Source organism: Blastococcus litoris (assembly GCF_003075095.1).
Classification (GTDB): Bacteria; Actinomycetota; Actinomycetes; order Mycobacteriales; family Geodermatophilaceae; genus Blastococcus_B; species Blastococcus_B litoris.
Genome location: NZ_QCZF01000001.1, coordinates 442,693 through 462,811, shown reverse-complemented (window position 1 = coordinate 462,811; position 20,119 = coordinate 442,693). Strand labels below are relative to the sequence as shown.

The 20,119-nt window shown below is 74.2% G+C and carries 17 protein-coding genes; 10 read left to right on the top strand and 7 right to left on the bottom strand.

Features of this window, described 5'->3' with window-relative positions; all coding sequences use genetic code 11:
* Positions 1–24 precede the first annotated feature (24 nt).
* The 5 genes from DCS98_RS02295 to DCS98_RS02275 all read left to right on the top strand — a co-directional run bounded on the left by DCS98_RS02295 (position 25) and on the right by DCS98_RS02275 (position 8,723).
* Positions 25–2,274, top strand: a complete 2,250-nt coding sequence (locus DCS98_RS02295; RefSeq protein ID WP_116450131.1) for a helicase C-terminal domain-containing protein — start codon at positions 25–27, stop codon at positions 2,272–2,274.
* Positions 2,275–2,354: 80 nt separating this feature from the next.
* Positions 2,355–3,644, top strand: coding sequence for a class I SAM-dependent methyltransferase (locus DCS98_RS02290; protein ID WP_116449698.1), 1,290 nt, complete (start codon positions 2,355–2,357; stop codon positions 3,642–3,644).
* A gap of 94 nt (positions 3,645–3,738) precedes the next feature.
* Entirely contained in the window at positions 3,739–5,424 is a 1,686-nt protein-coding gene (locus DCS98_RS02285) for a DNA repair helicase XPB (RefSeq protein WP_116449697.1), read from the top strand.
* 115 nt (positions 5,425–5,539) lie between these two features.
* Positions 5,540–6,703: a DUF3592 domain-containing protein gene (locus tag DCS98_RS02280; protein WP_164704336.1), complete on the top strand. Its 1,164-nt coding sequence runs from the start codon at positions 5,540–5,542 to the stop codon at positions 6,701–6,703.
* A gap of 232 nt (positions 6,704–6,935) precedes the next feature.
* Positions 6,936–8,723, top strand: coding sequence for a DEAD/DEAH box helicase (locus DCS98_RS02275; protein ID WP_116449695.1), 1,788 nt, complete (start codon positions 6,936–6,938; stop codon positions 8,721–8,723).
* 198 nt (positions 8,724–8,921) lie between these two features.
* Here the strand turns inward: DCS98_RS02275 and DCS98_RS02270 are convergent, their stop codons facing one another.
* From DCS98_RS02270 to DCS98_RS23825, 3 genes are all read right to left on the bottom strand, one after another.
* The gene (locus DCS98_RS02270; protein WP_116449694.1) at positions 8,922–9,413 is read right to left on the bottom strand and encodes a hypothetical protein; all 492 of its coding nucleotides are present in this window, start codon (positions 9,411–9,413) and stop codon (positions 8,922–8,924) included.
* A gap of 242 nt (positions 9,414–9,655) precedes the next feature.
* The gene (locus DCS98_RS02265) at positions 9,656–12,655 is read right to left on the bottom strand and encodes a helix-turn-helix transcriptional regulator (protein ID WP_206340058.1); all 3,000 of its coding nucleotides are present in this window, start codon (positions 12,653–12,655) and stop codon (positions 9,656–9,658) included.
* Between the two features lie 62 nt (positions 12,656–12,717).
* Positions 12,718–12,849, bottom strand: a complete 132-nt coding sequence (locus DCS98_RS23825; RefSeq protein ID WP_277394593.1) for a hypothetical protein — start codon at positions 12,847–12,849, stop codon at positions 12,718–12,720.
* Between the two features lie 262 nt (positions 12,850–13,111).
* On the opposite strand from DCS98_RS23825, the gene DCS98_RS02260 reads away from it, so the two are divergent.
* Complete coding sequence (locus DCS98_RS02260) at positions 13,112–13,360, top strand: DUF6458 family protein (RefSeq protein ID WP_116449693.1); 249 nt, start codon at positions 13,112–13,114, stop codon at positions 13,358–13,360.
* Positions 13,361–13,417: 57 nt separating this feature from the next.
* On the opposite strand, the gene DCS98_RS02255 is transcribed toward DCS98_RS02260, so the two are convergent.
* Both DCS98_RS02255 and DCS98_RS02250 read right to left on the bottom strand, forming a co-directional pair.
* Entirely contained in the window at positions 13,418–14,722 is a 1,305-nt protein-coding gene (locus tag DCS98_RS02255; RefSeq protein ID WP_116449692.1) for an MFS transporter, read from the bottom strand.
* A 275-nt stretch (positions 14,723–14,997) separates the two neighbouring features.
* On the bottom strand, positions 14,998–15,747 hold the full coding sequence (locus DCS98_RS02250) for a phospholipid scramblase-related protein (RefSeq protein WP_116449691.1): 750 nt from the start codon (positions 15,745–15,747) through the stop codon (positions 14,998–15,000).
* Positions 15,748–15,809: 62 nt separating this feature from the next.
* Here DCS98_RS02250 and DCS98_RS02245 point away from each other — a divergent pair, with 62 nt between their 5' ends.
* Together DCS98_RS02245 and DCS98_RS02240 are read left to right on the top strand one after the other, a co-directional pair.
* The gene (locus DCS98_RS02245) at positions 15,810–17,093 is read left to right on the top strand and encodes an ArgE/DapE family deacylase (RefSeq protein ID WP_116449690.1); all 1,284 of its coding nucleotides are present in this window, start codon (positions 15,810–15,812) and stop codon (positions 17,091–17,093) included.
* A complete protein-coding gene (locus DCS98_RS02240; RefSeq protein WP_116449689.1) occupies positions 17,090–17,716 on the top strand; it encodes an HD domain-containing protein in 627 nt (208 codons plus the stop codon). Before DCS98_RS02245 ends, DCS98_RS02240 begins: the two co-directional genes overlap by 4 nt.
* Here DCS98_RS02240 and DCS98_RS02235 read toward each other — a convergent pair.
* Positions 17,691–17,963, bottom strand: coding sequence for a DUF4031 domain-containing protein (locus tag DCS98_RS02235; RefSeq protein WP_116449688.1), 273 nt, complete (start codon positions 17,961–17,963; stop codon positions 17,691–17,693). The genes DCS98_RS02240 and DCS98_RS02235 overlap by 26 nt on opposite strands.
* Before the next feature lie 119 nt (positions 17,964–18,082).
* On the opposite strand from DCS98_RS02235, the gene DCS98_RS22800 reads away from it, so the two are divergent.
* Together DCS98_RS22800 and DCS98_RS02230 are read left to right on the top strand one after the other, a co-directional pair.
* Positions 18,083–18,259: a hypothetical protein gene (locus DCS98_RS22800; protein ID WP_164704335.1), complete on the top strand. Its 177-nt coding sequence runs from the start codon at positions 18,083–18,085 to the stop codon at positions 18,257–18,259.
* Between the two features lie 43 nt (positions 18,260–18,302).
* Positions 18,303–19,295 (top strand): Gfo/Idh/MocA family protein, encoded by a 993-nt coding sequence (locus tag DCS98_RS02230; protein ID WP_116449687.1) that lies wholly within the window; start codon positions 18,303–18,305, stop codon positions 19,293–19,295.
* On the opposite strand, the gene DCS98_RS02225 is transcribed toward DCS98_RS02230, so the two are convergent.
* Positions 19,292–20,098: a DUF72 domain-containing protein gene (locus DCS98_RS02225; RefSeq protein WP_116449686.1), complete on the bottom strand. Its 807-nt coding sequence runs from the start codon at positions 20,096–20,098 to the stop codon at positions 19,292–19,294. The genes DCS98_RS02230 and DCS98_RS02225 overlap by 4 nt on opposite strands.
* Positions 20,099–20,119: the final 21 nt, after the last annotated feature.

The following is a 20,119-nucleotide window of genomic DNA, read 5'->3' as shown; positions in this document are numbered from 1 at the left end:
CACCGACGACGTAGCGTGGACCGGATGCCCACGGACCCCCCTGCGACGCTGGCCGGCTGGCTGCGCACCCGCAGCGACGAGCAGCTGAGCGCGCTCCTGGCGGCCCGCCCCGACGTGGCGCGCCCGGCGCCGTCCGACCTCGTCGCCCTCGCCAGCCGGCTCGCGGTGCCCGTGTCGGTCGACCGCGCCCTCGACGAGCTGGACGCCGCCACCCTGCAGGTGCTCGACGTCGTCCTGCTCGCCCCGACCGACGGCGTCGCACCCGACGAGCTGATCGCGGCGCTGCCCGACGTGCCGGACGACGTCCTCGAGACCGGTCTCGAGCGGCTCACCACGCGCGCCCTGCTGTGGGGCGATGACGCCCTGCACGCCCCCGACCCGGTCCGCCGCGCCGTCCGGCACCCGGGCGGTCTGGGCCGCCGGGCGACGGAGCTGCGCGTGCAGCTGCCGTCGGACCTCGCGGCGACGATCGCCGAGCTGGCGCCGGAGGAGCGCGAGGTGCTCGAGCGCCTGGCCGGCGAGCGCCCGGTCGGGCACCTGCCCGACTCCCCCAACGGCGGCTCGACGCCGGCCCGCCGGCTGCTGCAACGAGGGCTGCTGGCCCGCATCGACGCCCTGAACGTCGAGCTGCCCCGCGAGATCGGCCTGCACCTGCGGGGCGACTCCCCCTACGGCCCGCCGAAGCTGCGCCCCGAGCCGGCGGTCGTCACCCGCGACGTCGAGTCGGTCGACCGGCGGGCGGCCGGCGCGGCGCTGGAGAGCGTCGGCCGGATCGGCGAGCTGCTGACGCTGCTCGAGGAGGAGCCGGCCGGGCTGCTGCGCAGCGGCGGCGTGGGGGTCCGGGACCAGAAGCGGCTGGCGAAGGCGCTGCACGTCGGCGAGCCCGAGGCCGCCTGGCTGCTGGAGCTGGCCTACGCCGCGGGGCTGCTGGACGTCGGCGGCCCGCACCGCGACGAGTGGCTGCCCACCCGCGCCTACGACATCTGGCGCGAGCAGGACCTGCCCGACCGCTGGGCGGTGCTGGCCGGGGGCTGGCTCACCGGGGTCCGGCTGCCCTCGCTGGTGGGGCAGCGCGACGTCGCCGGCAAGGCGGTGAACCCGCTGTCGCCCGACCTGACCCGGCACACCGCCCCGGCGATCCGGCGGGCGGCGCTGACGGTGCTCGGCGAGTACCCCGCCGGTTCTGGGCTCGCGCCCGACGACCTGGTGGCGCTGCTGCGCTGGCGGACGCCGCGGCGGGCCGACCGCCTGGCGCCCGTCCCCGGCATGCTCGAGGAGGCCGCGCGGCTCGGCGTCCTCGTCGGCGGGGTGCTGTCGACGGCCGGCCGCGGGCTCCTCGCCTCCGGGGAGGACGGCGCGGCCGACGGCATGCGCGGCCTGCTGCCGGAGCCGGTCGACCACGTGCTCGCCCAGCCCGACCTCTCGCTGATCGCGCCCGGGCCGCTGGTCGCCGAGCTGGCCGACACCCTCGCGGTCGTCGCGGACGTCGAGTCCTCCGGTGGCGCGACGGTCTTCCGGGTGTCGGAGCCCAGCGTCCGCCGGGCCCTGGACGCCGGCTGGTCCGCCTCCGACCTGCACGACTTCTTCGGCCGGTCCTCCCGCACGCCGGTCCCCCAGGCGCTCGACTACCTGATCGACGACGTCGCCCGGCAGCACGGGCGGCTGCGCGTGGGGTCCATCGAGTCCTACGTGCGGTCCGACGACCACGGCCTGCTGTCGCAGGTGCTCAACGACCGGCGGACGGCGTCGGCCGAGCTCCGCCGGCTCGCGCCCGGGGTGCTGGTCAGCGGCCTGGGTGCCGACGAGGTGCTCACCGCGCTCCGCGAGGCGGGCTACGCGCCGGCGGGCGAGCGCGCCGGCGGCGCCGTCCTCACCCGGCCCCCGGCCCGCCCGCGCGCGCTCGGCCGCAAGACAGCCGACTCCGCGCCGGCTCCGAGGGCGCTCACCCCCGACGAGGTGGGCGCGACCGTGCGCCAGATGCGCGCCGGGGACGCCGCGCTGTCGGCCCGCCGCGGCGAGGCCGTCCGGCAGGTGCCGGGGGTGACGACGGCGACGACGCTGGAGCTGCTCTCGCGCGCGGTCCGGGAGGGCGCGCCCGTGTGGCTCGGGTACGTCGACGCGCAGGGCAGCGGCAGCCAGCGCGTGGTGCGCCCGGTGTCGCTGGTCGGCGGCTTCCTCCAGGGCTACGACGAGCGGCGGGGCGAGAACAGCACCTTCGCCGTGCACCGCATCACCTCGGTCGCGCTGGTCGAGGAGGACCGGCCCGCCGAGTAGCGCGCGAGGCCGAAGGCGGTGGTGCGGCTCCGGCCGCTGGTGCAAGATCCACCGCGTCCGGCGTCCAGCAGGAGGCGCTCATGACGGAGACGACGCCCGTCGCGGAGCAACTGGCCACGGCCCTGGCCCTGGTCCTGGGGATCGACCCGCTGCCCGTGCGGCTGCGCGCCTGGGACGGCAGCGAGGCCGGCCCGGACGACGCGCCGCTGGTCGTCGTCCGGTCGCCCCGGGCGGTCCGCCGCCTGGTGTGGGCCCCGGACGAGGTGGGTCTGGCCCGCGCCTACGTCGCCGGGGAGCTCGACGTCGAGGGGGACCTGTACGCGCCGTTCGCGGCGCTGAGCTCGACCGGTCGCCTGGCACCGGGCGGGCACGTCCGGCTCTCGCTCGCGGACCGGTTGTCGCTCGTGCGGAGCGGGCTGGCACTCGGGGTGGTCGGCCGGGAGCCGGCACCACCTCCCGAGGAGGTCCGTCTCGGCCGGTACGGCCGGCTGCACAGCCGGAGGCGGGACGCCGCCGCCGTCTCGCACCACTACGACATCGGCAACGACTTCTACCGCCTGGTCCTCGGGCCGTCGATGGTCTACTCCTGCGCCGTCTGGGCGGACGAGGACGTCGGGCTGGAGGCCGCCCAGGACGCCAAGCTCGACCTGGCCTGCCGGAAGCTCGGCCTGCGCCCCGGCCTGCGGCTGCTCGACGTGGGCTGCGGCTGGGGCAGCCTGGCGATGCACGCGGCGCGGGCGTACGGCACGAGGGTCGTCGGCATCACGCTGTCCCAGGAGCAGGCGATGCTGGCGCGCAAGCGGGTCGATGAGGCCGGGCTCACCGGCTCGGTCGAGATCCGGGTGCAGGACTACCGGGCGGTCGACGACGGTCCGTTCGACGCGATCAGCTCGGTGGGGATGGCCGAGCACGTCGGGCGTTCGGAGCTGCCCGCCTACGCCGCCACCCTCGGCGCGCTGCTGCGGCCCGGCGGCCGGCTGCTCAACCACGCCATCGCCTGGGCCGCGCCGGCGACCACCTGGCGGAACGACACCTTCATCGCCCGGTACGTCTTCCCCGACGGGGAGCTGGTGTCCCTCGGCGACATGGTGGGCGCCCTGGCTTCCGGAGACCTGGAGGTGATCGACGTCGAGGCCCTGCGGCGGCACTACGCGCTGACCCTGCGGGCGTGGGTGCGCAACCTCGAGCAGGGGTGGGACGACGCGGTGGCGCTGGCCGGCGAGGGCAGGGCGCGGGTGTGGCGGCTGTACATGAGCGCCAGCGCCCTGGCCTTCGAGAGCGGGAAGCTGGGCGTCAACCAGGTGCTGCTGCAGAAGCCGGGTGGCGCGCCCCCACCGCTGCGCCCGGACTGGGTCCCGGCAGGGAAGTAACGACGCCGTCAGGCGGTTACGGTGGGCAGTCCCCTGGCGCCCGCGCGCGCTGCCGGGGACACGCATCCCCCTCCGGAAGAGGAACGAATCCCTGGTGAGTGACGGCCCGCTGATCGTCCAGTCGGACAAGACCCTCCTGCTCGAGGTCGACCACCCGCTGGCCAAGGAGTGCCGCGCGGCGATCGCGCCGTTCGCGGAGCTGGAGCGCTCCCCCGAGCACGTGCACACCTACCGGGTGACGCCGCTCGCGCTGTGGAACGCCCGCGCCGCCGGGCACGACGCCGAGCAGGTCGTCGACGCCCTGGTGCGCTACTCCCGCTACCCGGTGCCCCACGCGCTGCTGGTCGACGTCGCCGACACGATGGACCGCTTCGGCCGGCTGACCCTGGCCAACAACCCGGTGCACGGGCTGGTGCTGACGTCGTCGGACCGCGCGGTGCTGGAGGAGGTCGTCCGCTCCAAGCGGGTGGCCCCCATGCTCGGCGCCCGGATCGACGACGACACGATCGTCGTCCACCCGTCAGAGCGCGGCCGGCTCAAGCAGGCGCTGCTCAAGGTCGGCTGGCCGGCCGAGGACCTCGCCGGCTACGTCGACGGCCAGGCCCACCCCATCGAGCTCGACCAGGCCGACTGGCACCTGCGCGACTACCAGCAGGAGGCGGTCGAGGGCTTCTGGGCCGGTGGCTCCGGGGTCGTCGTCCTCCCCTGTGGTGCCGGGAAGACGCTGGTCGGCGCGGCGGCCATGGCCGAGGCGAAGGCGACCACGCTGATCCTGGTGACCAACACGGTCGCCGGCCGGCAGTGGAAGCGGGAGCTGATCGCCCGCACCTCGCTGACCGAGGAGGAGATCGGCGAGTACTCGGGCGAGCGCAAGGAGATCCGCCCGGTCACCATCGCGACCTACCAGGTGATCACCACGCGCCGGAAGGGCGAGTACCGGCACCTCGACCTGTTCGACGCCCAGGACTGGGGCCTGATCGTCTACGACGAGGTGCACCTGCTGCCCGCGCCCATCTTCCGGCTCACCGCCGACCTGCAGTCCCGTCGTCGGCTCGGTCTCACCGCCACGCTGGTGCGCGAGGACGGCCGTGAGGACGACGTCTTCTCCCTCATCGGACCGAAGCGCTACGACGCCCCGTGGCGCGACATCGAGGCGCAGGGCTACATCGCGCCGGCCGAGTGCATCGAGGTTCGCGTCTCGCTGGACGACGAGGAGCGGATGACCTACGCCGTCGCCGAGCCCGAGGAGCGGTACCGGATCGCGGCCACAGCGCAGTCGAAGCTGCCGGTCATCCGGCGGGTGCTGGAGCGGCACCCCGACGAGCCGTCGCTGGTGATCGGGGCCTACCTCGACCAGCTCGAGGAGCTCGGCGCGGCGCTGGACTGCCCGGTCATCCAGGGGTCGACGACGAACCGCGAGCGGGAGAAGCTCTTCGACGCCTTCCGCAAGGGCGAGATCCGCACACTCGTCGTCTCCAAGGTCGCGAACTTCTCCATCGACCTGCCGGAGGCCGCGGTCGCCGTCCAGGTGTCGGGCACGTTCGGATCGCGCCAGGAGGAGGCCCAGCGGCTCGGCCGGGTGCTCCGGCCCAAGGCCGACGGCCGGCAGGCGCACTTCTACACGGTGGTCAGCCGCGACACCCTGGACGCCGAGTACGCCGCCCACCGGCAGCGCTTCCTTGCCGAGCAGGGCTACGCGTACACGATCGTCGACGCCGCCGACCTGGCCGGCCCGGGCGAGGTCAACGGCCCCGACTGGGTGGACGAGCCCGCCGACTGACGGCTCGACGGCGCCGTTGTGCGCTCATCCACCTCCTGACGGCGCTGAGAGGTGGATGGGCGCACAGCCGCGTGGCCGGCACCAGCTCGGACCACCGATGACCGATCATCTCGGCGTGCCCGCCGGATCCGCCCCTCGCCCGTGGTGGGCGATCGGCTTCCTGGCCGCCGGCGCGCTGTGGCTGCTCTTCGTCGGCTCGCTGTTCCTGACCGGCTACTGGGCGACCGTCACGGTCACCGGAGGAGCGGGCGACGGCTTCTGCGACGTCGTCTGGGATGACCCGGGCGGCCACCGCCTCAGCGGCGAGTCCGACTGCTACGACGAGCCGCCAGGGAGCCGGTTCGAGGTGCGGGTGTCGGGCTGGCCGGACGCGGACGAACCGACGCTGGTCGAGACCTACGTCGGCATGGGCCTGCTCCTCGGCCTTCCCCCGGTCGCCCTTGGCGGTGGTCGGCTCCTCCAGCTCGCCCGGCGGCGTCTGCCCCCAGCGCCCGAGCTCGAGACGCCGACGGCACCGCCGGGCTCCGGCGGCGCACTCGCCGACCCGCGCACCGTCTCCGCGCTGAACAGGGTGCGGCGCCGGGCGTGGACCTTGGTCGCCATCGGGACGGTTGGCGTCTGCGGGGTCGTCGTCCCTGCCGCCGTGGAGATCGAGGCCGACGAAGCGCTACGAGCGGTCGGGGTGACGACCGTCGGGACGGTCGTGCAGGTCGAACCCGACTCCACGTGGAGCACCGGCGCAGCATCGGTGCGCTTCACCGCGAACGGCACGACGCAGTCCCGCGACGTGCTCCTGGGCGGGTACGCGGACGACTACGTGTCGGGTGACGCCGTCGACGTCGTGTACGACCCCGCAGATCCTGATCGCTTCATCATCGACGACGCGCTGTACGGCTTCGCGTGGACGGGCTGGGTCCTTGCCCCGGCGATCGTGCTGGCCCTCGTGGCGCCGTTCGGGATCGCACGAGCGGTCCGCGTCAGGGAGATGCGACGCCTGCTCGCCCACCGCTCGTGGGCGCGGGTCCAGGCACGCGCGTTGAACCTGGAGAACTGCTGGGAGGTCGTCACCGTCGACGGCGCTGTCTGGCGGTCGGGCCGGTACCTCCTCTGGGTCCCGGACTGGGCGTCACCTGAGGACACCTGGCAGGGGGAGAACGGGCCCGCGTGGTGGGTGTCCGACGGCGCCACCGCCCTATTCGCCGCGCACCCGGGGGGCCGACTCGTCCTCACGCGCCGCCGCCGAGGACGCGCCGGGCGCGCTCACCGGCCGCGGAGCTGACCCCTCCGTCACCGGCCGTCGCGACCATCCGGGGCTGCTGGGAGAGCCGTGACCGCCGGTGCGTGACGTTCCGGTCCCTCACGCATGAGGATCCCCACAGCGCCCAGCTCTTGACGTCGCATTTCCGCAGGTCAGACGCTCGCGTAGCGCCCCTATACGTCGTGTGCACCGTGGCACGCGGCAGGTGACCGGTTGGGCGTGTTGGGCCGTCGGCAGTGAAGATGGACCAGTCATGGGGAGTGCATTGCGAGCGGAGGCCTCGAGCCCGCAGACGAACAGCCGACCGCTCCGAGCGTGGCAGCAGGCCGCTCTCGCGCAGTACGAGGAGCAGTCCCCCAAGGACTTCCTGGTCACCGCTACGCCCGGTGCGGGCAAGACCACCTTCGCCCTGACGCTGGCCGCCCGGCTGCTCTCGCGCCGCGAGGTCGCCCGCGTCATCGTCGTCGCCCCGACAGACCACCTGCGCCTGCAGTGGGCCGAGGCCGCCGACGCCATGGGCATCGTCCTGGACCCGAACCTCACGAACGCGGTCGGACCGGTGCGCGCCGGCACCCAGGGCTACGTGACCACGTACGCGCAGGTCGCCGGCAAGCCGATGCTGCACGCCGCCCGCGCCACCGCCGTCAAGACGCTGGTCATCCTCGACGAGGTGCACCACGCCGGCGATGGCCTCTCGTGGGGCGAGGCGGTCGAGGAGGCCTACGGCTTCGCCGCGCGCCGGCTCTGCCTGACCGGGACGCCCTTCCGCACCAAGCCCGACGAGCGCATCCCCTTCGTCCGCTACGAGGAGGACACGTTCGAGGGCGACGACGGCGAGGGCGGCGTCGGGCTGGTCAGCCGCGCCGACTACACGTACGGCTACAAGGAGGCGCTGGCCGACAACGTCGTCCGGCCCGTCGTGTTCGCCGCCTACACCGGGACGTCGCGCTGGCGGAACTCCGCCGGCGAGGTCGTCGCCGCCTCGCTGTCGGAGGCCGGGACCCGGTCGGTCGAGATGCAGGCCTGGCGCACCGCGCTGGACCCCAAGGGCCAGTGGGTGCCGCACGTCATCGCCGCCATGGACGACCGGATCACGCACCTGCGCGAGAGCGGCATGCCCGACGCCGCCGGGCTGATCCTGGCCAGCGACCAGGACGACGCCCGCGCCTACGCCAAGATCGTGCGCCGGGTGACCGGCAAGGCGGCCGAGCTGATTCTGTCCGACGACCCGAAGGCGTCGAAGAAGATCGAGCGCTTCGCCACCGGGTCGGCGCGGATCGCCGTCTGCGTGCGGATGATCTCCGAGGGCGTGGACGTGCCGAGGGCCGCCGTCCTGGCGTGGATGACCTCCTACCGGACGCCGCTGTTCTTCGCCCAGGCCGTCGGCCGCGTGGTCCGCTCGCGGGCGCCGCACGAGTCCGCGACCGTCTTCCTCCCCGCCGTGCGGCCGCTGCTGTCGCTGGCCGCGTCGATGGAGGAGCAGCGCAACCACGTCATGCCCCCGCCGCGGAGCCAGCCCGACGAGGAGCTGGAGGCGCTGGACCTGCCGCCCCGGGAGCCGCGCGAGGGCGAGATGAAGCAGTGGGAGGCGCTGGAGGCCGACGCCCGCTTCGCCCACGTCCTGCACAGCGGGACGGCGCACACCGGTGAGGGCTCCGGCCCGGCCGTGGCGGTCGGCGAGGAGGACGAGGAGTTCCTCGGCATCCCGGGGCTGCTCACGCCGGCTCAGACGGCGGAGCTGCTGGCCAAGCGGGACGACGAGCTGCGGCAGCGGATCGCGGCCAGCCACCGGGCCGACGCCGGCGACTTCATGATCGTCGAGGACCACCCGGACGAGGACGACACGGGCCGCTCGTGGCGCGACGCCGCCGAGCTGCGGCGGGAGATCAACAGCCTCGTCAGCCGGGTCGCGGCGCGGACGTCGCAGCCGCACGCGGTGGTGCACACGCAGCTGCGGGCGTCGGTGCCCGGCCCGCCGTCGGCGTCGGCCTCGGTGGACGTCCTCCGCGCCCGCCGGGAACGCCTCCGCACCATGCTCTGACCGACCGCCGGATCCGAAGCGCGGCGCCCACGGAGACGCCTGTGCCCGTTCCGCCCGATGTCTCCGACCCGCGACTGCTGCACCCCTCGACGCGCCCCGACCTCGCGAACGTGGTGTTCCTGCGGAACCAGGTCAGCTCTGCATTCACCGAGGGCGGAACACCCGCAGCGCTCGCGAACCTCCGCCACCGGGACGACGTCAGCCGATGACCATCCCGAGGCCGACGAGCAGGACGATCCCGCCGCCGATCCCCAACGCCACCGACCGGCCTCGCGTGCTCACCTTCCGCCCGTGGTCGAGCGCCGCCAGGGTGAACAACACGCCCGGTACGCCCCAGATCAACCACGTGCCGCCGAAGTTGAACCACCCCTCGGCGCTCATGTTGCTGATTCCCTTGTCGATCGGATCCATGAGACCGCCGAGGATGAGCCCCTTCACCACCGTCTCGGCCACGGGGTAGGCGAGCTGCGTGGCCGCGGCGCCCCATAGCCCGGCCAGCAGCAGCCAGGCAGGGATCAGCCGTCCCCACGCCTGCACGGCCGCCAGGGCCATGACCACGGTGGCAACCCGGAGGCCGATGGCGAGCAGGACGACCCCGTTCTCGCTCATCGAGCCGCCCCGGACGATCGCCCAGAGCACGGCAACGCCCGTGATCGCGCAGAAGACGCCCACCCACGCGGCCGCCGCCACAGCGGGCCAACGGCGCGGTCGCGAAGGACCCACGAGGCCGTGGGCTGCCGGAGCGAGGGAAGTCATACCGGCAGGATGGCCGCGCAGGCGACGCCGCGTCATCAGGGATCACCCCCGGTCCGCCCCTGACCCGGACGCCTCTGACCCGCATCGACGCCTGTTCCGAGAAGGGGCGGCGCGTTGCGTGGCCGGCGCCCCGAACGCTCGCCGCCGGAGGGTCGCCCCCCTCCGGCCGGAGGTCCTCAGCCGGTCGGGAGCAGGCCGCGCTGGGCGGCGATGGCGACCGCTTCGGTGCGGCCGTTCGCGCCGAGCTTGGCCAGGATGTTGCTGACGTGCACGCTCGCGGTCTTCTCACTGATGTACAGCTCCGCGCCGATCTGCCGGTTCGTCCGGCCGGCGGCGAGCAGCCGCAGCACCTCGGCCTCGCGGGGCGTCATGACGGCGGAGACCTCGACGGTCCGCACTCCGGCGACGTCGAGCCGCCCGCGCCGCGCCAGCGCCTCGACCGCCGTCCGCAGCGGCGCCGCCCCGAGGCGAACGGCCACCTCGTGCGCGAGCTCCGCCTCCCTAGCGGCGGCCGCGCGGTCACCTGACGCCAACAGCGCCTCGGCCAGCCGCCAGCGCGACCTCGCCTGCTCGTAGACGTGCCCGAAGCCGAACGCCTCGACCGCCTCGCGCCACAGCTCCACCGCAGCCTCGCCGCGCACCCGCGACGCCTCGGCCACCACCCGTGCCTGCCACGCGAGCGCCTCGACGCCCATCGTCGCGCCGTAGTTGCGCTCGTAGACCTCGATCGCCGAGAGCGCGACCTCCAGCAGCTGCTGCCCCGCCCGCACCCAGCGGTCGACGGTTGCCTCGTCGCCGTCCCTGCGCGCGGCCGCCGCGGCGTCGCCCACGGCCGCCAGCGCCGTGCCGGCCAGGCGGAGCACGCCGAGGTGGTCGTCGTCCCATTCCTGCCGCAGCCGGTCGTTCGTGGCGAGCGCGACGTCGACCGCCTTCTGCGCGTCGCCCTCGCAGGCCGCCAGGTCGATCTCCGACGCGGCGGTGACCAGGTCGAGCAGGATGTGCGCGTTCAGCCGCGGGATCAGCGAGCGCGCCCAGTCGATCCGCTCGTGCGCCGACGGGTCGCCCCGGCCGACCAGCACCAGCAGCCCGTCGGCGCGCACGTGCGCCGACATCTCGGGCACGCGAGCCAGCACGTCGGCCTCGGCCAGGCTCTCGTCCCAGTCGCCGGTCATGTACAGCGCGGTCACCTGCAGGTGCCGCAGCTCCGCCGGGTAGTACGACCACTCGGCGCCCAGGTCGCTCGCCCGCCGCGTGCCCAGCCGGGTCCACTCCAGCGACTCGGCGATCCGGCCGTCCTCGAACGCGACGGTCGCGAGGTTGTAGAGCACCCGCATCTCGACCTCGACGTTGCCCGAGCGCCGCGCCCGCGCCAGCGCCTCGTCGAGGCGGGCCTGCACGGCGGCCGGGTCGCCGCCTGGCCGCGCCCGCACCTGGGTGACGGCGATGTCGGACCAGGCGCCGTCGAAGCCCAGCGCGTCGGCCGCGGCCAGCGCCTCCTCGGCGACGCGGTCGGCCTCCTCCATCGCCCCGACCGAGTAGCCCATCCGCGCGTGGGTGGCCGCGGCCCAGGTGCGCTCCTTGGACGGGGGCTGCGCGGGGACCAGCGCCATCGCCGCGGCGCTCTCCCGGTAGGCACCGGTGACGTCCTCGACCCGCACCATGGCCTGGGCGAGCGTGTAGTGGACCCGCGCCCGCGCCGCGGGCTCGCCGTCGGGGCCGAGCACGCGCAGCGCCGACCGCAGGAGCGCGACGGCCCGCTGCAGCTCACCCACCATGCGCGCCGCCGCGGCGGTCTCCACGAGCAGCGCGACCTGGTCGCGGCCGGCGCGGTCGGCCGCGTCGGGAACCGCGGCCCACAGCGCCAGCGCCGCCTCGAGGTGCTGCAGCTGCTCGGCGGGTGCCCCGACCCGGCGCGCGGCGTCCGCCGCCTCCAGGGACGCACTGAAGGCTCCGGGCAGGTCGTTGCTCTCGCGGGCGTGGTGCGCCCGCTCCGCCGCCGTGCCGGTGCCGGGTGCGCCGGCCAGGTACGCCGCGATCGCCGCGTGCAGGCGGACCCGCTCCCCCGGCAGCAGGTCGGCGATCACCGCTTCGCGCAGCAGCGCGTGCCGGAAGCGGTAGCGGCCGTCGTCGGAGACGACGAGCAGGTGGTGGTGGACGACCTCTGCCAGCGCCTGGTCGAGCTCTCCACCGCCGAGTTCGCCGACGGCGGCCAGCAGCTCGTGCCGCACCCGACGGCCGGCGACGGCCGCGATGCGGAGCACCTGCTGGGCTCCCTGGCTCCGCTGCTCCACCCGGGCGAGGAGCACGTCGGTGAGCGCCATCGGCAGGGCCTCGCCGTGCAGGCCGGCCGCCACCAGCTCCTCCGCGTAGAACGCGTTGCCCTCGGCGCGGGCCACGACGTCGTCCACGACCGACTGCGGCAGCGAGCCGGCCGAAGCCGAGAGACGGCGGACGAGCGTGCCGACCTGGTCGTCGGGCAGCGGCGCCAGCTCCAGGCGCTCGACGCCGGGCAGCCGCACCAGCTCGGCGAGCAGCGGGCGCAGCGGGTGCCGGCGGTGCAGGTCGTCGGCGCGGTAGGAGGCCACCACGGCGACCGGCTCGTCGGAGAGCCTCGCCAGGAGGTAGCGCAGCAGGTCGCGGCTGGACCGGTCGGCCCAGTGCACGTCCTCGAGCACGATCAGCAGCGGGCCGGAGGAGGCGAGCTCGCAGATGAGTGCGGCCACCGACTCGAACAGCTGCAGCCGCCCGTCGTCGGCCGGCTGGGGAGCGGCCCGGTGCGGCAGCGGGCGGCTCAGGTCGCGCGACTCCGTCGTGACCGGCAGGTCGACCGGGGGCGGTGCGACCGGCCGGCCGGCCAGCAGTGCGGCCAGCACCGGGTTCTTCGTGGAGTTCGGCGCGAGCTCGGGTTCGTCGCCCACCGGCCGCAGCAGGTCGACGAAAGGCAGGTAGGGCAGGCCGACGTCGCCCAGGTCGACGCAGTGCCCGGTGAGGACGCGCACCCCGCGCTCGGCCGCCCGCGCGGTCAGCTCGTCGAGCAGCCGCGTCTTGCCCACGCCCGCGTCGCCGGCCAGGAGCACGGTGCTCGCCCGGCCCGCCGCCGCACGGTCGACGGACGCCAGCAGGCGGGCGAGCTCGGAGGCCCGTCCCACCATCGGCGCGTCGTCCCAGCGTGGCACGGCGTCGATCGTGGCACGGGCCTCCGACAGGACCGAGCCGGTATTCACCCGGACGGTGCCGGTCAGCTCGCGCGCCGGCGGTTGCGGAACCACGCGCCACGCTTGGTGCGGGTGCCGCGGCCGGCCGCCATGAGCATCTCGCGCCGGTAGGCGAGCTCGGAGTCCAGAGCCGGGTTGCTGTAGTGGAGAGTCATCGTCGTGCCTTCCGTCGTCCCTGTGTGGATGACGGCAACGTTCGCCCTGAGGCGCGGGGCCCGGCATCGGTAGACCGCGCACTTCTCGGGCCCCGAGGGCCCTAGGCGGACGTCTGAGGTACCTCAGACGCACCCTTTCGGGGGACTACGGCAGGCGAAACCGCAGGTGAGGCGGTTGGGTGCCGCATCTCCCGGGAACTGCTGCCCCGCGGCGCCAGCCGTCGGCTCCGGCCCGCCCGCAGCCGTGAGGAAGGGAGTGCGAATGAGGCTCGGAACCGGCATCGTCCTGCTCGCGCTGGGTGCCATCCTGACCTTCGCCCTGAACGTCGACGTCAACGGCGTGGACCTGCAGGTGGTCGGCTGGATCCTGATGATCGTCGGTGCGCTCGGCATCGTGCTGGAACTGGCCGTCTGGGGTCCGCGTCAGCGCCGGGTCACCCGGACCGACGCCTACGGCGACCCCGCCGCGGGCGCACCGGTACGACGGAGCACCACCGAAGAGACCTACTGAGCGACCCCGCCCCGCAGGAAGGGCCCCCGTCGACGCCGGCGGGGGCCCTTCCGCGTCTCAGCGCAGCTCGGTGCCCTTGGTCTCCCGCAGCGTGAGGATCACGGCGAAGGCGACCGCGGCGGCGACCGCGACGTAGACGAAGAACCACAACGGGTGCCCGGCGTCCGAGAGCGCGGTGATGACCAGCGGCGCCGTCCCGCCGAAGACGGCGACGGTGAGGTTGTACCAAGCCCCGATGCCGGTGGCGCGCAGCTCCGTCGGGAACAGCTCGCTCATGATCGCCGGCGCGATGGAGGCCATCAGGGCGTACAGCCCCAGGCCGGTGCAGAAGACGACGATCAACGAGAGCAGGTTGTCCTGCACGAGGAAGGACAGCGGGATGATCAGCACCGCCATCGCGCCCGACCAGATCAGCAGCTGCGGCTTGCGCCCGATGTGGTCCGACAGCTTCCCGAACGGGTAGCAGAGCGCCACGAACAGCGCCGTGCCGATCGAGAGCGCGATGAACACGTCGGTCTTGTCGGCGTCCCGGAAGCTGATCGCGAACGGGGTCAGGGCGCTGAAGAACGTGTAGTACGACAGCGTCGACAGCAGCGTGAACGCGCAGAGCTGAACGACCGCCTTCGGGTGGTGCTTGATCGTCTGCAGCAGCGGGTTCTTCGTCGCGCGGGCCTTCTCCGCGTTCTCCTCGAACTGCTCGGTCTCCACCAGCGAGCGGCGCAGCCACATGCCGATCAGCCCGAGCAGGCCGCCGATGAAGAACGCGATCCGCCAGCCGTAGCTCTCCAGCTGGTCGTCGCTGAGGGTGCTGGTCAGCAGCACGCCGAGCAGCGAGGCGGCCAGCAGCGCCGAGCCGGTCGAGATGTAGAAGAACGCCGAGTAGCGGCCGCGGTGGGCCGGCGGGGCGATCTCGCCGAGGTAGGCCGACGCGTTCGACACCTCACCGCCCAGCGACATCCCCTGCGCCACCCGGGCCAGCAGCAGCAGGACCGGTGCCAGCCACCCGACCTGCTCGTACGTCGGCAGGATCGCGATCACCATCGACCCACCGGCCATCAGCAGGATCGTCAACAGCATCCCGGCCTTGCGGCCCTTGAGGTCGGCGAACCGGCCCAGCAGCAGCCCGCCCAGCGGGCGGAAGAAGAAGGCGAGCGCGTAGGTCGACGTCGCCCCGATCAGCGCCAGCGCCTCGTTCTCCGACGGGAAGAACTGACCGGCGAAGAAGACGACGAACGTGGCGTAGACCGTCCAGTCGAACCACTCGACGGCGTTGCCGATGCTGGCCGAGACCAGCGTCTTGATCGGCAGCCTGTGCCGTTCCCCGGTGGTCGTCGCCGTGCCCTGCTGCACCGTGCCGGCCATGGTTCTCCCCCGTCGTCCCGGGCGGCTGTGACCGGGCCCACGCTAAGCGGGAGGGCGGAGGGTGGCATGTCGAGGAGCTGGGGTCCGGGCCGGATGACGGCCGCCTCGCGGCGAGATGCACAACGCGGCTCCAGGCCCCCGACCGAGGTCGGGGCGGTAGTCCGTGAAGGCGTAACCAAATGGCACCCGGGGGCACGATGCACCCGGCCCGGACGGCTCCGACGCTACCCCCGAATCGGAGCCGCTGTCGTGCCGAGCCCCATCCGCCGCACCCCTCAGTTGAAGCCGCGATCGTCCTGCTTGAGCGCCGTGTCGACGGTGAGCGCGGAGGCGATCACCATGCTGGCCAGCGGTTCCGGCAGCCGGTAGTGCACCAGGACGACGTAACGGTCGGCCGTGGTGAACAGCGTGCGGGCCAGGCCCTCCCACGTCTTCGTGATCCGAGCCACCTCGACACCGGCGGCGTCGGTGATGGCGAAGTCCCACGCCCGCCAGTTCTCCGCCTGGATCGCGCCCACGACCTGACCGTTCGCCACGAGGTCGAAGCGGATCTTGCCGAACACGTTGGCCTGCACGATCTCGCCGACGGGGGCGCCGTCCGGCCGCTGCACGACCACCCGCGACTTCACGAGCTTGGCCGGTCGGGTCAGGACCAGGACCGGCCCGCGGCTGTCGCGCACCTCGAGCGTGTGGGTCAGGAACTGGTCGAGGTTGGAGACGAACCGCACCGCCTTCTTCAGTCCGCTCTGCCCGACCTGGACGACGGCGCCGATCTGCCGGCCCTCGCCGTCGAGGACGGCGTACTCGTTGGTCAGCTCGATCAGCTTGGTCTTCTGGTTCACCAGCAGGACCGGCTGCTCGTACAGCGAGGGCCCGTTCGCCGGGGCGGCGACCGGCGCAGGGGGCGGCGGTGGAGCCGCCGCCTGCTGGAGGTGCTCGGTCCAGCCCTGCCCGTCCCACCAGCGTTGCCCGCCTCCTCCGGCGGGATCGGGGTACCAGCCGGGCGGCGGAGGGGGCTGCGTCACGGCGGTCAAGCTAGCGCCCGTGCCCGCCCGGACGCGGGAGGGGCGCGTGCCAGACTCCGGCCATGACCCGGGCGACGGCCGACCTGACCGACGTGGAGGCGCGCGTCCTCGACGCGGTGGACGAGCAGTGGGCGGTCGACCGGCTCGCCGCACTGGTCGCCGTCCCCTCGGTCGGCGGCACGATCGCCGAGGTCGAGGTGCAGCACCTGCTCGCCGGCTGGCTGGGCGAGCTCGGCTGCGACGTCGACAGCTGGCAGATCGACCTCGCCGAGGCGGCGACGGCGGCCGACGCCCCCGGCCAGGAGGTCGAGCGGACCGAGGCGTGGGGCGTCGTCGGCACGATGCCCGCCGCCGAGAGCGGCCGCCCCGCTCTGGTGCTCGCCGGGCACACGGACGTCGTCCCGCCCGGCGACCCGACGCTCTGGCACGGCGACCCGTTCGTCCCTCGCATCACCGGCGGCGACCTGCACGGCCGCGGCGCCTGCGACATGAAGGCCGGGGTGGCCTCGTCCCTCGCCGCGCTGGCGGCGGTCCGCTCGGCCGGGGTGCGGCTGGTCCGCCCGGTCGCGCTGCACGGCGTCGTCGGTGAGGAGGACGGCGGCCTCGGCGCCTGGGCGACCCTCCGGCGGGGGCACGTCGGAGACGTGTGCGTCATCCCGGAGCCGACCGACGGCGCGGTGGTGACGGCCAGCGCCGGGGCCCTGACGTTCCGGCTGGAGGTGGAGGGCCACGCCGCGCACGCCGCGATGCGCGACCGGGGGGTGAGCGCGGTCGAGAAGTTCGCGCTGGTCCACGCCGCGCTGCAGGAGTTCGAGGCGGAACGGCAGCGGGACGCCGACCCCCGCTTCGGCGACGCCGCGTTCCCGTACGGCCTGTCGATCGGCCGGGTACGGGCCGGCGACTGGGCCAGTTCCGTACCCGACCGGCTGATGGCCGAGGGCCGCTACGGCGTCCGGGTGGGCGAGCCGGTGCCGGTCGCCCAGGTTGCCTTCGAGGAGCGGCTGGCCGCGATCTGCGCCGCGGACCCCTGGCTGGCCGAGCACCCCGTGCGGCTGGCCTGGACCGGCGGCGCCTTCGCCAGCGGCCAGCTGCCGGCCGGCCACGACCTGCTCCCCTCCGTCCAGGCCGCCGTCGCCGACGCCGGCGGCGGGACGCCGGAGGAGCGGGCGGTGGCCGCGGGCACGGACATGCGCCTGTACGCGGCGGCCGGCGTCCCCACGCTGCACTACGGGCCCGGTGACCTGCATCTCGCGCACGGCCCGCTCGAGAAGGTGCCGCTGGCCGACGTGGTCACCGCGGCGCGGGCGTTCGCGCTGCTGATCCTGCGCACCTGCGGCGTCCGATGACCGGGCTGGTGGAGTTCGAGGCGTGGGCGCAGCTCGCCGGCGACTCCCCCACCTCGCGCACCGAGTGGGCAGCGCTGGTCGCCGCCTGGAGCGAACCCCACCGCCGGTACCACGACCTCGCGCACCTGGCGGCGGTCCTCGGGCTCGTCGGCGAGCTCGGCACGGGTGACCTCGCCGCCGTGAGGTTGGCCGCCTGGTACCACGACGCCGTCTACGACCCGGCGCGCACCGACAACGAAGAGGTCAGCGCGCAGCGGGCCCGCGCCGGCCTCCGCGGCCTGGTCGACGAGGCGCAGCTGGCGGAGGTGGAGCGCCTCGTGCTCCTGACCGCCGGCCACGACGCCGCCCCGGACGACGCGAACGGCGCGGTGCTCTGCGACGCCGACCTCGCCGTCCTGGGAGGACCGCCGGACGCCTACGCCACGTACGCCTCGGCGATCCGCGCCGAGTACGGGCACCTCTCCGACGAGGAGTTCACCGCCGGCCGGATCGCCGTCCTCGAGCACCTGCTGTCGCTGCCGACGCTCTACCGCACCCCGGTGGCCCAGCCGTGGACGGCGACCGCACGGGCGAACATGACCGCCGAGCTCGTGCTGCTCAGGCGCCGCGCCGGGTCTTCCTGACCCGCAGCCCGGCCTTCATCAGCCGGGCGAGGAGTTCCCGGCACTCGACCGGCTCCGCACCCGCCGCGACGGCGATGTCGTAGAGGTCGACCGGCACGTCGTAGTGGTCGCCCTGGAACGCCCGCCGCGGGATGCCGAGCTCCGCCTCGACGAAGGCGTGCAGCTCGTCGTAGGAGACGTCGCTGACCAGGTGCGACCACAGCCGCCCGCGCCAGGGCCACACGGGGGTGTCGATCAGGACGGCCACGCTGGCAGTGTCCCTGAGTGCTGTGCTCCGACGGCGCCTTATGCGACACAGCGTTTCGCCCTCACCGTTCAAGCACCCCCCGAAGACGTCGAGGAGGGCGGAGCGAGAGGAACGAGACGATGGGAAGCAACCACCGCAAGAACGAGGCGCAGCGGGTGCTGGCCGCCTGCGTGCATCCCGACCGGGCCAGGGAGTGCTACGACGAGCTCGTCCGCCAGGTCCGCGCGGACCACCTGTCGGGCGGAATGGTGGACGAACTGCAGTGTGCGACGACGGCCTGCGCACTGAGCTGCTGACTCGCGAACGATCAGCTCCCCGCCCACGGATAGCGTCTGACGGGTGACTGCAGAGATCCGCTGGGGCATCGTCGGGCCGGGACGCATCGCCGAGAGCGTCGTCAAGGACTTCCCGGTGGTGGACGGCGCCCGGCCGGTCGCGGTCGCCTCGCGGTCGCTGGAGCGGGCGGAGGCCTTCGCCGCGCGTCACGGCATCGAGCGGGCGCACGGCTCGTACGCCGACATCGTCGCCGACCCCGACGTCGACGTCCTCTACGTCGCGACGCCGCACCCGCAGCACCACGCACTCGCGCTCGCCGCCCTCCGCGCCGGCAAGGCGCTGCTCGTGGAGAAGTCGTTCACGGCGACCACCGCCGGCGCGCAGGAGGTCGTCGACCTGGCGCGGGAGACCGGCGTCTTCGTCATGGAGGCGATGTGGACCCGCTTCCAGCCGGCGATCGTCGCGATGCGGGAGCTGATCGCCGACGGCGCGATCGGCGAGGTGCGCTCGGTCCAGGCCGACCTCGGCGTCGCCCGCGAGTACGACCCGGCCGACCGCCTCTTCGACCTGGCGCTCGGCGGCGGCGCCCTGCTCGACCTCGGCGTCTACGTCGTGTCCTTCGCGCAGATGCTCCTGGGGACGCCCGAGCGCGTGGTCGCCGCGGGGTCGCTCTTCCCGTCGGGAACCGACGCGGAGGCCTCGCTGCTGCTCAACCACGGGGACGGGCGCACGGCCACCCTGATGACCTCACTGCGCAACGCCCTCCCGGGCCAGGCCCGGGTCTTCGGGACGACGGGCTGGATCGACGTCCCGCCGCGCTTCCACCACCCGCACGCGATCGTGCTGCACCGCGGCGGGGCGGATCCGGAGACGATCACCCGGCCCCCGGTGGGCGCCGGCTACTCGCACGAGCTGGTGGAGGTCAGCGAGGGCGTGCGGGCCGGACGCACCGAGAGCGCCGTCATGCCGCTGGCCGACACCCTCGCCGTCCAGACCGTCCTCGGTGACGCGGCCGAGCAGCTCGGCGTCCGGCACGCGGAGGCGCCCTCGCTCTAGACGGGCACGCCCGGCGTCTTCTGCCCGTCGGCCCACGCGCGCCCGAGCGCCTGGTCGGCCGTCGGCACCCGGGTCGGCGTCCCCCCGGCCCGGACGACGGCGTCGGCGAAGTGGACGGCGTCGATGATGGCCGCGCAGCCGGGATCGTTGTTGAAGTAGACGAGGACGTCGTCGTCGCCGTAGGTCGACGCCAGCCGGTCGGCCCACAGCTGCAGGGTCTCGGGCCGGTAGCGCCACGCCTCGTAGCCGTGGTGGAAGCGCAGGTAGCCCCAGTCGGCGGTGCGCCACAGCGGGGCGACCGGTTGCTCGTCGCGGTCGGCCCAGCAGAGCGCGGCGCCGTAGCGCTCGAGGAGCGCCCGGACGTCGTCGGTCCACCAGCTCTCGTGCCGCGGCTCGACGGCCACCCGGGTGCCGCCCGGGAACTGCGCCAGGCACTCCCGCAGGAGGTCGGTGTCGGCCTTCAGCGTGGGCGGCAGCTGCAGCAGGATCGTGTCGAGCCGCTGCTCGAGCCCCTCCGCGCGGCCCATCAGGCGGGCGACCGGCTCCTCGGGCTCGCGCAGCCGCTTGATGTGGGTGAGGAAGCGGCTGGCCTTGACCGCCCACCGGAAGTCCGGCGGCGTGCGCTCGCGCCACTTCACGAAGGTCTCGCGCTCCGGGAGCCGGTAGAAGGCGTTGTTGCTCTCGACCGTCGCGAAGAACTCGGCGTAGTGCTCCAGCCAGAGCCGCTGCGGCAGCTTGGCCGGGTAGAACAGCCCGCGCCAGTCGCGGTACTGCCAGCCCGAGGTCCCGATGATCACGGTCACGGGCAGCCGCCTACCCTCCCC